Source organism: Anaerocolumna sedimenticola (assembly GCF_009931695.1).
GTDB classification, from domain to species: Bacteria; Bacillota; Clostridia; order Lachnospirales; family Lachnospiraceae; genus Anaerocolumna; species Anaerocolumna sedimenticola.
The window spans coordinates 5,119,802-5,134,303 of sequence record NZ_CP048000.1 but is presented as its reverse complement, the minus strand read 5'-3'; the positions used below and the strand labels follow the sequence as shown (position 1 = coordinate 5,134,303).

Annotated in this window: 11 protein-coding genes; 10 read left to right on the top strand and 1 reads right to left on the bottom strand. The window is 37.1% G+C overall.

Annotated elements, in window-relative coordinates:
• The first annotated feature begins 70 nt into the window (after nucleotides 1-70).
• From Ana3638_RS22885 to Ana3638_RS22860, 6 genes are all read left to right on the top strand, one after another.
• Nucleotides 71-1,786, top strand: a complete 1,716-nt coding sequence (locus tag Ana3638_RS22885; RefSeq protein ID WP_161840094.1) for an extracellular solute-binding protein — start codon at nucleotides 71-73, stop codon at nucleotides 1,784-1,786.
• Nucleotides 1,787-1,944: 158 nt separating this feature from the next.
• Entirely contained in the window at nucleotides 1,945-2,865 is a 921-nt protein-coding gene (locus Ana3638_RS22880; protein WP_202621530.1) for an ABC transporter permease, read from the top strand.
• A gap of 38 nt (nucleotides 2,866-2,903) precedes the next feature.
• Nucleotides 2,904-3,806, top strand: a complete 903-nt coding sequence (locus tag Ana3638_RS22875; RefSeq protein WP_246240535.1) for a carbohydrate ABC transporter permease — start codon at nucleotides 2,904-2,906, stop codon at nucleotides 3,804-3,806.
• A gap of 25 nt (nucleotides 3,807-3,831) precedes the next feature.
• Nucleotides 3,832-4,290: a VOC family protein gene (locus Ana3638_RS22870; RefSeq protein WP_161840093.1), complete on the top strand. Its 459-nt coding sequence runs from the start codon at nucleotides 3,832-3,834 to the stop codon at nucleotides 4,288-4,290.
• A 13-nt stretch (nucleotides 4,291-4,303) separates the two neighbouring features.
• Entirely contained in the window at nucleotides 4,304-5,137 is an 834-nt protein-coding gene (locus Ana3638_RS22865) for a sugar phosphate isomerase/epimerase family protein (protein WP_161840092.1), read from the top strand.
• A gap of 214 nt (nucleotides 5,138-5,351) precedes the next feature.
• Nucleotides 5,352-7,118 (top strand): Na/Pi cotransporter family protein, encoded by a 1,767-nt coding sequence (locus Ana3638_RS22860; protein ID WP_161840091.1) that lies wholly within the window; start codon nucleotides 5,352-5,354, stop codon nucleotides 7,116-7,118.
• A 58-nt stretch (nucleotides 7,119-7,176) separates the two neighbouring features.
• Here the strand turns inward: Ana3638_RS22860 and Ana3638_RS22855 are convergent, their stop codons facing one another.
• Complete coding sequence (locus Ana3638_RS22855) at nucleotides 7,177-8,022, bottom strand: deoxyribonuclease IV (RefSeq protein WP_161840090.1); 846 nt, start codon at nucleotides 8,020-8,022, stop codon at nucleotides 7,177-7,179.
• A gap of 704 nt (nucleotides 8,023-8,726) precedes the next feature.
• On the opposite strand from Ana3638_RS22855, the gene Ana3638_RS22850 reads away from it, so the two are divergent.
• The 4 genes from Ana3638_RS22850 to Ana3638_RS22835 all read left to right on the top strand — a co-directional run bounded on the left by Ana3638_RS22850 (nucleotide 8,727) and on the right by Ana3638_RS22835 (nucleotide 14,494).
• Nucleotides 8,727-10,040 carry a DUF2156 domain-containing protein gene (locus Ana3638_RS22850; RefSeq protein WP_161840089.1) on the top strand — a complete coding sequence of 438 codons (1,314 nt, stop codon included), beginning with the start codon at nucleotides 8,727-8,729 and terminating at the stop codon, nucleotides 10,038-10,040.
• 173 nt (nucleotides 10,041-10,213) lie between these two features.
• Nucleotides 10,214-10,888, top strand: coding sequence for a hypothetical protein (locus Ana3638_RS22845; protein ID WP_161840088.1), 675 nt, complete (start codon nucleotides 10,214-10,216; stop codon nucleotides 10,886-10,888).
• Between the two features lie 12 nt (nucleotides 10,889-10,900).
• Entirely contained in the window at nucleotides 10,901-12,715 is a 1,815-nt protein-coding gene (locus Ana3638_RS22840; protein ID WP_161840671.1) for a leucine-rich repeat protein, read from the top strand.
• 300 nt (nucleotides 12,716-13,015) lie between these two features.
• Nucleotides 13,016-14,494, top strand: a complete 1,479-nt coding sequence (locus Ana3638_RS22835; protein WP_161840087.1) for an aspartate aminotransferase family protein — start codon at nucleotides 13,016-13,018, stop codon at nucleotides 14,492-14,494.
• The last annotated feature ends 8 nt before the right edge of the window (nucleotides 14,495-14,502 follow it).

Here is a 14,502-nt window from a genome sequence, read left to right as displayed (position 1 = left end):
AAATAGCGGCTCCCAAGCCGTTAATTCAGCGGAATAACCGCTATAAATCAATAGGTATGGAGGATAATGTATGGAAAAGACAATGAAAAAAACATTAAAAAGAGTCTTTACTGTGATTTTAGCAATTACATTGCTTTCAAGTCTGGTAGCATGCAAAAACAGTTCGGACAACACAAGCAGCACAGCTTCTGAAACGTCGGCAACAAGTGTAGCTCAGACTACCAGCACAGCTGAAGACGACCCGCAGTGGGGAGCCTACGAAAAGCCCATTACCATCACCTCGGCTGTACAGGCATCGGCAGTTCAGGAGTTCCACGACGGAGACAGTTACGAAAGCAACGAATGGACCAGACTTATCAAAGATACGTTTAACATCGACGTAGAGGTTGCTTTCTCTGCTGATATCACTACAGATGCATACAGAAACAAGATGAATGTTTTACTTGCTTCCGGTGATCTGCCGGATGTACTCAAATTTGATGACAGAAATTGGTTAAAGCAGGCTATTCAGGCAGGGTATGTTATGGATATCACGGATGTTTTCAACAAATATGCATCAGACACTGTAAAGCAATACCAAACCGATTATGCGGATGCTTTTAAAGGAGTCACGGTTGACGGTAAGCTCTATGCTTTTCCGTATATGAGTAACAATTTCCATCAGGCTACGAACCTTTGGATTCGTGATGACTGGTTAAAAAACACTGGTAAGTCGGCTCCGACTACGGTGGATGAGATGGTCGAACTGGCTAAAACATTTGCAACCGGTGATCCTGACGGCGACGGTGTTAACGGCAATACATACGGCCTTTGCCTGGCTGAAGATGTTGTACAAAATAATTATGGTACGATTATGGGGCTTTTGGAGGCCTATGGCGTACCTTGCTATGGTGACAATGGTATCTTCTACCGCAATGATGAGGGGAAGATGACATTCTCCTATATCCAGCCGGAATGTAAGGATGCACTTGCAGTAGTAAGGGGATTGTATGAAGCAGGAGTTATCGATCCGGAATTCATGGTTAAAGATACATCAAAACTTGAGACAGACTGGGCTCAGGGTAAGATTGGTATGACCTATCATATGAATTGGGGTACATGGCATCCTTTCAACATTATTTATGAAGATTCAGGCGTTATCACACGTCCTTATCCACTTCCGACAGCAGACGGACACGAAGTAAAACAGGGTATTCAAAGTAACCAGATTGGAGAGTATTTCGTAATCAGCTCAAAATGTAAGAATCCGGAAGCTATCATGAAGATCCTTAACCTCTACGAAAAGACAGCAATCAGCGGTTCAGAGAATGACTTTAATACCTACTGGGCTGACGAACAATACAGACTTTGCCCAATCTACATCGGCGTACCTACAGAAAACTATGCTCCTCAGCTTCTTGAGGCTCTCGCAGCAAAATCATCCGATAACCTTAAAGGAACAGCCCTTCAGTATTATAAATATGTTACCGGATTTGAAGATGGTTCTCTTGCTAAGGATGCAAATGCATACGGTACCTGGGGGCAGATGTTCTCAGAAGGCTCCATGAAAATCGACCTGGATTATCAGAAAAACGGACAGATCGTAACCAATATTATGGCAGGTGAAGAACCTGATATTTGGATTCAGAACGCATCCGTTCTCAATGACCTTGTACGTACTGCATACACGGCAATTATAACAGGCGAAAAAGATCTTAATTATTTTGATACTTTCGTACAGGAATGGCTGGAAGCAGGCGGACAGGAAACTCTTGACGAGATGGAGAAGCTTTATCCCAATAACTAAGTTGCTGATATAATGATAGAATAGTAATAGTAAATGTTTTGGGCTGTTGCAATAATAAATTTTAACGGTTTTAACCCTGAAAGCTTATATAAATTTTGCAGCAGTCCAATTTAATATGTAAGATCGGATTTTAGAATAAACAATGGCTGGTGAAGTTAATGGAAAAAGTTAAAAAAATAAAATCTAAAGGCAAATTTAAAAGAGAGCTTCCTCTTATCCTTATGCTGATACCAAGTCTCGTCCTGGTGCTTATCTACAGTTACGGTTCCATGATTGGTACAGTTATTGCGTTCCAGAAATTTAATATGGCAAAAGGTTTATTCGGATCGGAGTGGATAGGATTTGACAATTTCAAGAATCTGTTCTCTATGCCGAATATATGGCCAATTATCAGAAATACGGTTGTAATAGCTTTCGGTAAAATGATAGGCGGTATTATAGTTCCTGTTTTCTTTGCTCTGATGCTAAATGAAGTTTCGAAAAATAAAATCAAAAGAACCTTCCAGACAATGGTATATCTTCCACATTTCCTTTCATGGGTTATTCTGGCAAGTATTTTTACAGATATTCTTTCGCCAAGCAGCGGTATTGTAAACAAATTGTTAGGACACCTTGGAGTTGAACCTGTTTTCTTCCTTGGAAGTACGGCATGGTTTCCGATCACAATGATAATAACCGACATCTGGAAAGTATTTGGTTTTGGATCGATTATTTATCTTGCGGCACTTACCGGGATTGACCAGAATCTATATGAAGCAGCACAGATAGACGGTGCAGGCAGATTAATGCAGACGTTTTATGTTACACTGCCGGGAATCTTAAGTACAATTGTACTTATGTCGGTACTTAGCATGGGTAATATTTTAAATGGTGGATTTGACCAGATCTATAACATGTACAGCGCCTCGGTTTACGAAACGGGTGATATACTTGATACATTTGTTTTTCGGTTAGGTATTGAAAATGCCCAGTATGCGCTTTCTACTGCGGCAAACTTGTTCAAATCGGGTGTATCACTTGTATTTGTTACTGCTTCGTATGGCCTGGCATATAAATTTGCAGGTTACAGGATATTCTGATTTATATGTAAATTTCAAAAAGGAAAGGCGGTCAAATCATGACTAAAATGCAATCTTCGTGGTCAAGGAAATTGTTCCTTGTCATAAATTATATCATCCTAACCTTATTGGCCCTGATTTGTATACTTCCATTTTTAAACCTCCTGGCTATTTCATTTTCGGCAAAGGACGCAGTTATTGCAAATAAGGTTACATTCTGGCCGGTTGGATTCAGTATGAATTCCTATAAGTTTATTCTTAATAATAATCAGTTCATAAAATCTCTTTTCATTAGCATAGAGAGGACTATACCCGGTGTCATTCTCAATACGGTATTGGTGGTTCTTACCGCATATCCGCTTTCGAAATCAGTAAAAGAATTTAGGGCGAGAAACTTTTTTTCATGGTTTTTTGTTGTGACGATACTTTTTAACGGCGGACTTATACCAACCTACCTGGTTGTTAAATACACAGGGCTGCTTAATTCTATCTTGGCACTAATCCTTCCCGGAGCTGTAAATGTATTTAATATGCTGGTTGTTATGAACTATATGCGCAGCCTTCCAAAAGAATTGGAAGAAGCCGCATACATAGACGGAGCGGGTCACGCTCAGGTGCTGCTAAAGGTCATCCTCCCCGTGTGCAAGCCGACACTTGCAACGGTAATATTATTTGCTTTCGTCAATCACTGGAACAGTTGGTTTGACGGTATGATTTACATGAATACAGTAGATAAATATCCGCTGCAGAGCTATCTGCAGACAGTTATCATTAATACGGAGTCATTCTTTCGAAATGCTTCAAATACAAGTTCAGAAATTGCAAACTATGTCAGACTGGTTAATGCAAGAACAACAAGTGCGGCCCAGCTGTTCCTTGCAATGATACCGATTTTGTGTATATATCCATTTCTGCAGAAATATTTCACCACAGGTCTGGTAATGGGCAGTGTGAAAGGATAAAAATATTAAATTTAAAGGAGTCTCTATGAATACACGAATTAATAAAGATGGTTTTATTCAGATAAATATTGTAGTAAAAGACATAAAGAAAGCTGCCGGGAAGTGGGCAGACCTGCTTGGAATCCCCGTCCCAAAGATACACAGAAATCACCTTGCGGGTAATGAGGAATATCCTTATCTTTACAGAGGTGAGCCTGCAGTTTCTGATCTTCTGGTTTGTAATATTGATATGGGCAGCTTTATGATTGAGCTTCATCAGCCTGACGGCGGACCGGATTCGTTTCAGGAGTATCTGGATAGGCATGGTAACGGGGTTCACCACATCGGATTTGAAGTTGGCAGCAAACGGGATGATTTAATTTCAGAACTTGAAAAGGAAGGTTATAAAAACCGAACAGTTGGGTACTATCCTGGAAGCAGCTGGACAATCGTTGACACGGAAGACGATTTCGGAGTAAACTTAAATATCAAACCTGTCAGGTAGGAGGAATATTGTAATGCGTTTCGGCGGATTAATCTTTAAAAAATGGACGACACCGGAGGAGTGGGCTTTAGCCGCCATAGAAGCCGGTTATTCAGCTGTATATTTTCCTGTTGATTATACTGCAAAGGTTTCTGTTATTGACGGTTATGCAAAAGCAGCGAAAGAACATAACCTCGTCATCTGTGAGATAGGTGTCTGGAATAATTTGATGGTAAAAGATCCTGAAAAGAGAGAGGAAAATTATAACCGGGCGGTAAGACAGCTTGAACTTGCAGATTATGTCGGGGCTAATTGCTGTGTGAATATAGCAGGTTCTTATAGCGAACAGTGGGATGGGCCTCATAGGGATAATCTGACTGAAAAAGCTTTTGAAGAAATCGTCCTCACCACACAGAAGATAATCGATGCGGTAAATCCTAAACATACCTGTTATTCCCTTGAACCAATGCCCTGGATGTATCCTGACACGGCGGACTCTTATCTGAGACTTATTCAAAGTATAAACCGTAAGGGTTTTGCTGCACACCTGGATCCGGTTAATATCCTATGCAGTCCGCAGCTCTATTACCGGAATGGGGAAGTGATAAAAGAATGGTTTGACAAGCTTGGCGGCAACATTGTAAGCTGCCATGCAAAAGATATAAAATTAAGCGGGAAACTCACAGTCCATTTGGACGAATGCCGTCCGGGCCTTGGTGAGCTTGATTACGAAACGTATCTTAAATGTGTGTCAAAACTTGATGACAGGGTATGTTTAATGCTGGAACACATGACCGAAGAAGTAGATTACATGGAAGCTGCAAAATACATCAAAAACCTTGCGAAACGGCTTGGAATAAAGATTTAATTTCAAATTTATCCTTGTTAAAAGATCGTTAGGGTCTTCTGCCGCATTTCGTTTGGTTACACAAAAAGTTTGCTTTTTCTTCCAGAAAACACTAAAAAAATCAAAAAAGCTCTAAAAATGTATAGCTTTACATTTCCTTTACAATGATTAGTATGATATAATATATCCGTATGTGAAAATTTATAATATTATGCTGATCTAAAGGAGTCGCAATATGGATTTTTTTAATGTAATAACAATGATAGGCGGTTTAGCGTTATTCCTGTATGGAATGAATACTATGGGGAATGGATTAGAAAAGTTATCTGGGGGAAAACTTGAAAAGTTATTAGAAAAACTGACTTCCAATCCATTAAAGGCTGTACTTTTAGGTACGGCTGTTACTGCAGTTATACAATCATCATCTGCAACTACTGTTATGGTTGTGGGGTTTGTTAATTCAGGTATCATGCGATTATCACAGGCAGTGGGAATAATTATGGGGGCTAATATCGGTACCACGGTAACATCATGGATATTAAGTCTTTCGGGAATTGAAAGTAATAATTTCTATATTAAATTACTGAAACCTACTACATTTTCACCAATATTAGCGTTGATTGGTGTAGTATTTCTTTTATTTATAAAAAATGAAAAGAAAAAAGATATAGGATCCATATTAATTGGTTTTGCCATTTTAATGTTTGGTATGGAAACTATGAGTGATGCAGTAAAACCACTGGCAGATGTACCGGCATTTACGAATACTTTAACTATGTTTTCGCAGCCGTTATTAGGTATGCTGGCAGGTGCCGTACTTACTGCTGTTATTCAAAGTTCATCCGCGTCCGTTGGTATTTTACAGGCTTTATGTATGACAGGATCCGTAAGTTTTGGAATCTCATTGCCAATAATTATGGGGCAGAATATCGGAACCTGTATTACAGCCATACTTTCAGCTATCGGTGCAAATAAAAATGCGAAACGGGCAGCGCTGATTCATTTATACTTTAACTTAATCGGAACAACGTTATTTATGATAGTGTTCTATACTTTAAATTTATTTTTTAAATTTTCATTTTTAAGCGAGACCGCTAATCCGGCAGGTATTGCAGTAATTCACAGCTTTTTTAACATAGTAGCAACCGCTGTATTATTACCTTTTTCAAAAGGGTTGGTAAAGTTAGCATATATCTCTATCCGGGATGAAAAGCAGGAAATCGACGTTAAGCAGAAAAGTGATTTTCAACTTTTGGATATCCGTTTTCTGGACAAGACGTCTTATGCAACGGAGCAATGTAAAAATGTCACAATTAATATGGCGGAACTTACAAAAGATTCACTGTTTAAAGCGATGGGGTTAATTGAAAATTATGATAAGGATATAGAAAAAGAAATTCGGGAAATGGAGAACAAAGTAGATAAATACGAGGATGAACTGGGATCCTATCTTGTTAAATTAAGCAGTAAGAACCTGTCCGAAAAGGATTCCAGAACAATTTCCATTTTACTGCATTGCATTGGAGACCTGGAACGTATCTCCGATCATGCCATTAATATTATGGAAGCCGCAAAGGAAATGTTTGATAAAGAACTAAGATTTTCCGATGATGCATTACGGGAAATTACACTTTATACCCAGGCGATTCAAGAAATAGTATCTACATCCATTCATGCTTTTGAAACGGAGAATATTACTCTTGCCACAACGGTAGAACCTCTTGAGGAAGTGATTGACAATGTTAATGAAAAACTTAAAAGCAGACATATTAAACGTCTTAGAAATGGCAGCTGCACAATAGAATTGGGATTTGTTCTGTCGGATATTATTAATAATTATGAAAGAATTGCCGATCACTGTTCCAATATAGCAATCTGGCTGCTTCACTCAAAAGAAGACGGATTAGAAACACATGGATATATAGATAAGTTAAGGCAAAGTGATAATGAAGATTTTAATTATCAATATATTCAGTTTAAGGAAAAATATCAATTACCCTAATCCAACAAGTTTGCAGCAGCTCTTTCCAGTTTTGAGGGCGTATCTAAATATTTGTAATTTAGCTTACGCCTCCTCGCTGCACCATTTCTTTAATCATGCTTATCTCTCTTTTATGACCCTCATTATCCAAAGGGGTTTCCAGGTAAAAGGGCAGATTCCTTATAGATGGATGTTCCATAATATTTATAATTGAGTCAAGACCGATTTCTCCCTCGCCAACGGGAGTATGCCGGTCTTTTCTGGAGTTAAGCGGCATCATACTATCATTAAGATGGATAGTTTTTAGTTCCTTTAAACCGACTTGTTTATCCAATTCTTCCAAAACTCCCTCCAGTCCATTTTTTATATCATAGTCGGATGCAAATACATGGCATAAATCCATACATATACCTAATTTGTTTTTATATTCTACTAAATCGATGATTCTTTTTAAATGCTCAAACCGGAATCCAACCTCTGTTCCTTTACCGGGCATGGTCTCAAGCAGGACAGTTATATTTTCATTTCCAATGATAGCGTCATTTAAAGCTTTCCCTATTTGTTCTATTCCATTATCAAGGCCGCTGCCGACGTGACTTCCCGGGTGAAACACAATATAATCGATGCCAAGTTCATCCATTCTTTTTATATCCTCTTTTATTACGGAACAGCCGAATTCATATACCCTTTTATCTGAACTTGCAAGATTCATCGTATAAGGTGCATGGGCCTGGAGCGGTCCGAAATCGTATTTATATCTAAGTTTTTGAAATTCATGAATATCCTTTTCTGCATAAGCCCTAAAATTTGAACCCCTCGGGTTTCTGCTAAAAAACTGAAAGGCATTCGCTCCCATGTTCTTTACTTCTTTTGCAGCTTTCGTATATCCTTTTGCCGTGGATATGTGGGGTCCTATTATCAGCATATATTCAGTCTCCGTAGTATTATTTATCTAATTAAATTTTCCCCATCTATGAGAATTATATTTATAAAACCATTACAAATATATACATATCTGATGCCGCATTTATTACTTCATTAAAATAATCGTAATCATTTATTATACCATATCTGTATCTCAATTCGTTATTTGTATATTATTAGCTTAGAGTTAAAAATTTTCTTAAATATTACTGTTTTTGTAGTATACTGTATATAAAAATTAATTCTTAAGGAAGTAACCTATCAAGTTCTAAAAAAACAATAGACAGGTTTCAGAAATCCAGGAAAGAAAATTTGCGTACTTGTGAGGCATGTAAAATGAAGAATAGTCTTTCGAAATTTATTAGTAAAGTAAATAAAATTACTGTTATTCTATTATTAGTTGTATCAATAGTTAATCTTATTTCCCCGTTTTTTATAATTCGTTACAGCAGAGATATTAGTCTTATCCATTATTTTGAAATACACCATACGATCAGGAGGCTTCTCAGCTTTGTTATTCTGATTGTTTCATGGAAGCTATATAAAAGGGTGAGTGCTGCATGGTCTATTGTTATGATAGCGTTATCACTCAGGATATTTCAATTCTTATTGATCCATCATGAAAAAATATGGAATCTGTTATTTCTGATGGAGGTCCTATGTTACTTTCTTTTACTATTATCAAAAAATTATTATTGCAGGAAAATGGACAGATATTCGCTGAAAAAGGGAATCGGAATATTTTTGATATATGTATCGTTCGTTTTTATTAATGCGGTACTTGCTTTATTTAAAGTAAAAGGAACGGTTTCATTCTTAGATTGTATTAAGGAAACTGTTGATATAATCTTTAATTTAAATAACTTAACACCTGCGATCTATTTACAGAACTCTATTTATCATGGTTTTATTTTCTGGTTAAGCTGGATTTGTATTCTCACAGGACTGATATTTGTATTAACTCCATATATCAATACAAGAGCTCAGATTCGGGAAGAAGTAGATAAAGCCCGTGAGCTTGTTAAAAAATACGGACAGAACTGCAGTTCATATCTGGTATTGGAGGGAGACAAAAGTCACTTTTTTGGTAATTCCGTTGAGGGTGTGATTGCATACGGTGTTGTCAGGGATACAATAGTAGTTCTGGGTGAACCAATTTGCGCACCGGAAGATTTTTTGACATTTCTGAATGAGTTTAAGAATTACTGTGAGGAAAATGCTTATAACCTGTTATTTTTAAATACTACCAGTATGTTCCTGGGCCAGTATAAAAAGCTGGGATTTGGATGTGTTAAATGTGGGGAAGAGCCAAGGTTTTACCTTCCGGAGTATTCCATTGCCGGTGGCAAAGCCTCTAAAATCAGACTTAATATCAATCATGCAACAAAAGCAGGAATCATAATTAAGGAATATAATCCCCATAAAGAAAGAAATTTAGCACTGGAAAAGGAAATTATGGAAGTATCACAGGAATGGTTTACCATGAAAAAAAGCGGAGAACTGGTATTTACCATGGGAAGCATTGGATTTGATAATCCCATGGAACGGAGGTATTTTTATGCGGTGAATCAGGAAAACAAAGTGGAGGGATTTATCGTTTTTGTACCATTTGGCGGAATGAACGGATATATGGCAGATGTAACGAGACATCGAACAAATACAACCAGAGGAGTTATGGAGAAAATATTCTATGATGCAATGATGACTTTTAAGGAAGAAGGAATTGAATGGGGAAGCCTGGCGGAGGCACCTCTTGCAAGGCTGGAAGAAGAACCGGAGGTTACGGCGAAGCTTTTAAATACCATTTATAAGAAAATGAACAGCGTCTATGGCTTCAAAGCACTGTATCAGACAAAACTAAAATATAATCCTACCTATTGGGAACCCAATTATTATGTTTATTATCCTCCTGTTTTTACACCGGCAATCGCTTATGCTATTATCAGAATACAGAATCCATTGGGAATAAAGGATTATGTAAAGTCTTTCTTTAACAACAGGACGAAAGAGAATTTGTGATATTCCAAATACATATTTAAGAGATAACGGTTAATAGAACTCAATAAACTTGATAGTCTGGATTTTGGCAATTCTTTATTAGCTGACACTATTTTAACATAAAATTGTATTAATATTCCTTGTAAAATAATGGGTTCCATCATTGAGCACTTATTCATAACAGGGAGGAAAAGATGTTTAAAAACGGCAAAAGAATTTTATATCTTTTAACTATAATATTTATTTTATCTCAGGCGGGAAAAGTCTGTATAGCAGAATCTGTTTATAATTTTACAAAAGACAGTCAATCCACTTATAAAGGAGAAGAGATTTTTATATTTAAAGATAATGTGTCCGAGGAAGATTTCAAATCTAATGAAAGACCCTGTTACCCTGAGGTTAAAGAAGTAATTATTGAAAAGGGTGTGACTTTCTTTGATTGGGATTATCTTACCAAAGGTTATTTCCCTAATGTTGAGATGGTAAACATATCAAATACCGTAAAGAAAATAAATAGCAGCGGTTATTATTTTTATAATGGATTAAAAAAGTTAAAGACTATTCATGTCGAGGAGGATAATGCTTATTATACATCTGATAAGGGGTGCTTATTTAACAAAAATAAAACAGTTTTAATCCAATATCCGATAGCACAAAATAACACCTCATACTCCATACCTGATACGGTAACAACCATCACAGGTAATGCTTTTATTAATGCAGAAAACCTTAAATCCGTAACCCTCGGAGCGAAAGTAAATGCTAACCAAATCGGAAGTATAAGAGAACAGTTAAAAGATATAAATGCATTTACGGTAAATAGCAGGAATTCGTCTTTTCGTGCAATAGACGGTGTCCTTTTTACTTAAAAAGGGGATTCCCTGCTTCTATACCCGAACGGAAAAGGTACAGCCTATTCGGTACCAAAGGGAACGGGTACGATTGAAAAGTATGCATTTTATCAAAGTAAACTAGAAAAAATTACACTGCCGGAAGGATTGAAAACGATAAAAGACAATGCTTTTACAACATGCTTTCATTTAACCGGTATAACGATACCCAAATCAGTTACCAGGATGAATATTCTGGATTTTAAGTATTTGGATTCTTTGCAGTCTTTTCATATGGAGAGTGGCAGCAAGTTATATGTTTCTTATGAGGGGATTCTATATAATACCGCCCGGACGAAAATTATATTTGTGCCAAAAGCTTATAAGAAAACAGTCCTTAAGTTTCCAAGTACGTTAACCGGTCTGAATTTGAGTAGTTTTAATTTGAAAGACACGACAGAAATCATCATACCAAAAGCGTTGAAAGAATTGGAGACTTACACAGACAGCGGTAAATGTTTTAATAAAATCTCAATTGAATCCGGCAATAAGAATTTTATTCTTTATCAAGGATCTCTTTATAATAAGAATAAAACAGAACTTTATTTATTCAAAAAGCAAGAAAAAGCAGAATTTCCCGATACCTTAAAGAATATTAATATTTTTTATCTTAGGAACAGCGGGATAAAAGAAATGATCATTCCTGAAAATGCACAAATTATCACCTGGATAGATAATGTTTATGATATACCAACCCTGGAGAGGGTTAGTGTTGTAAAGGACAGTAAATATTATACCCTGGAAAACGGTTTGTTACTAAGTAAGGATAAAACAATACTTTATGATATTCCAAGAGATATTAAGGAACTTAAAATTCCGGATACCGTAAAGAGTGTTAACTCATCCCTGACTTTCCGGAAGACTGATTTAAAAAGCGTATCAATACCTGAAAGTGCGGTTGATATTAACTATAGTGATTTTATGTACTTAAAATCTGCAGTGTCCATAGAAGCAGATAAAAACAATAATGCATTTACAAGTATTAACGGTGTTCTGTATAACAAGGATGTAACCGTATTAATTTATTACCCTGTAAATAAAACTGATAAAACATATGTCATGCCGGATACGGTAAAGTATATACTGAATCCCGAATCTATCACAGATAATCCGTATCTGGAAAGTATAACCTTGTCAGGTGCACTGGAATACCGTGATTACGGATTTGTTAAAAGTAATTCTTTAAAAGAAATTAATGTAGATGACAGTAATGCTTATTATAAGAGTTTGGAGGGGGTTCTTTATAACAAAGAGATGACTGTATTAGTTGCGTATCCTTTCCAAAAAACGGATAAAACCTTTATTGTCCCTGATACGGTAATGGAGGTTTCAGGATTTTGTTATAGCAAGGATACAATGCTTGATGATTATCAATATACCGTCAATGCGTTTTCCAACCCTTATCTGGAGACATTAGTAATTGGTAAGAAGGTAAAAACCTTATTTACTGTCTATGATAACTATACAATCTGGGATTTTAAAAATCTTCAAAAAATTGAAGTCAGTAATGATAATCCATTCTTTAGCTCGAAAGACGGGATTCTTTACAATAAGGAGTTCTCAGTTATGTACCTATATCCCAGGGATTGCAGAAATGAGGTCCTGACAATACCAGGCAGTGTAAGAGAAATACAGGATACATTTATCAATGCAGCAGTTAATAATAAGTACCTAAAATCAATCTCATTGGTAAGTGATAATAAGGCATTTAGTACGGATGGGATAACCCTGAGTAATTATGCAGGTAATCATATATACTTAAGAATTGGTGATACAAATTATGGTAAAAGGATTTTCAGTGATTAACGTTTCTGTTTTCTTGCTTTGGATCGTTATGCTGAAATTTATATGGAATTGGAATAAATTTTATTACAGCCTGAGGAGTCGGTTTTGATTCCTCAGGTTGTTTTATGCTGATTAAAAAAAACATTTTATAAATTCTATATTTTAAATAGGTATTATAATTTGACCAGCAGCAGAATATATTATTACCAGTAAATAGAAGAAATACGTTATTTCGTTATTATAAGTGTTGTAATATTATATTTAACGAGCGAACGCTCGCTCCATTGTTAAATTAAAAAAAATTTAAAATAGGAGGTTAACATGGACAACAGATTTGCGATTTCTAATTATCCGGATGCAGCTGAAATTAATCAGCAGCTGGATAATTTAATTACCAAACCGATTTATACTGTCAAGCCTGACGCTTTAAAGGCTTACGAGAATGAATACTATGATAAAAAGTGTTCTAAATCAAAAGCAATGATACAAGAAGCCAAAAATATTATCCCCGGAGGAGTCCAGCACAATCTGGCTTTTAATTATCCATTTCCATTGGTATTTACAAAAGCCGAAGGGGCTTACCTGTACGATCTTGACGGTAATCGGTATTATGATTTCTTACAGGCAGGCGGTCCTACGGTTTTAGGAAGCAACCCAAAAGAAGTCCGCAGTAAAGTAATTGAATTGCTAAATGATTGTGGTCCATGCACAGGACTTTTCCACGAATATGAATATAAACTTGCAAAGAAAATATCAGATAATTTTAAAACTGTTGAGATGTTTCGGATGCTTGGATCAGGTACGGAGGCTTGTATGGCAGCTATCCGGGTAGCTCGTCTAGCCACGAAAAAGAAGAATATTATTAAGATGGGCGGAGCGTACCACGGGTGGAGTGACCAGCTGGCTTACGGAATCCGTATTCCCGGTTCCAAGTGGACACAGGCGCACGGAGTGCCGCACTATATCTTTAAACATACGCAGGAATTCTTCCCCAATGATTTAAATGATCTGGAAAGAAAATTACAATTTAACTCTTTACGGGGTGGTACTGCTGCTGTTATGATTGAACCTGTGGGTCCTGAAAGCGGAACAACACCGGTCGATAAGGATTTTAATAAAGGTGTGGAAACCCTCTGCCGTAAATACGGAGCACTTTTCATCTTTGACGAGGTTGTAACCGGATTTCGTGTCGGTATGTCCGGAGCTCAGGGTTACTTTGGTGTCAGCCCTGACTTAACCATATTCGGTAAGGTAGTTGCCGGCGGTTATCCCGGAGCCGGCGGTCTGGGCGGCAAAAAAGAATACATGAAATATCTCTCCGCGGGTATTGCCGGCGGTCCTAAAGTAAAGAAAGCTCTCATTGGCGGTACCATGGCAGCGAATCCGCTTAGCTGTGCAGCGGGTTATTATACACTTTGCGAAATAGAAAGAACCAATGCGGCGGAGAAAGCCGGACTGATAGGTGACAGACTTACTTTCGGTCTTAAGAATCTTATAAAGAAATATAATCTTCCGTTTGTAGCATTTAACCAGGGCTCCATCTGCCACCTGGAAACGGTGGGAACCATGCATTATTCCATTAACTGGTTAAAACCCTGGTCAATACCTCAGGTATTAAGTGCAACTTCCGAGAGAAAGAAAGAGATGGAACATGTGGGTGCGGCATATATGGCCGAGGGAATTGTTACACTGGCCGGCAGCAGACTTTATACCAGTGCCGCGTATACGGATGAAATGATAGATGACGTACTTGCCAGATTTGAAAATGTATTAAAAAATATAGCAGTAAAAGAAATATGATAGAATAG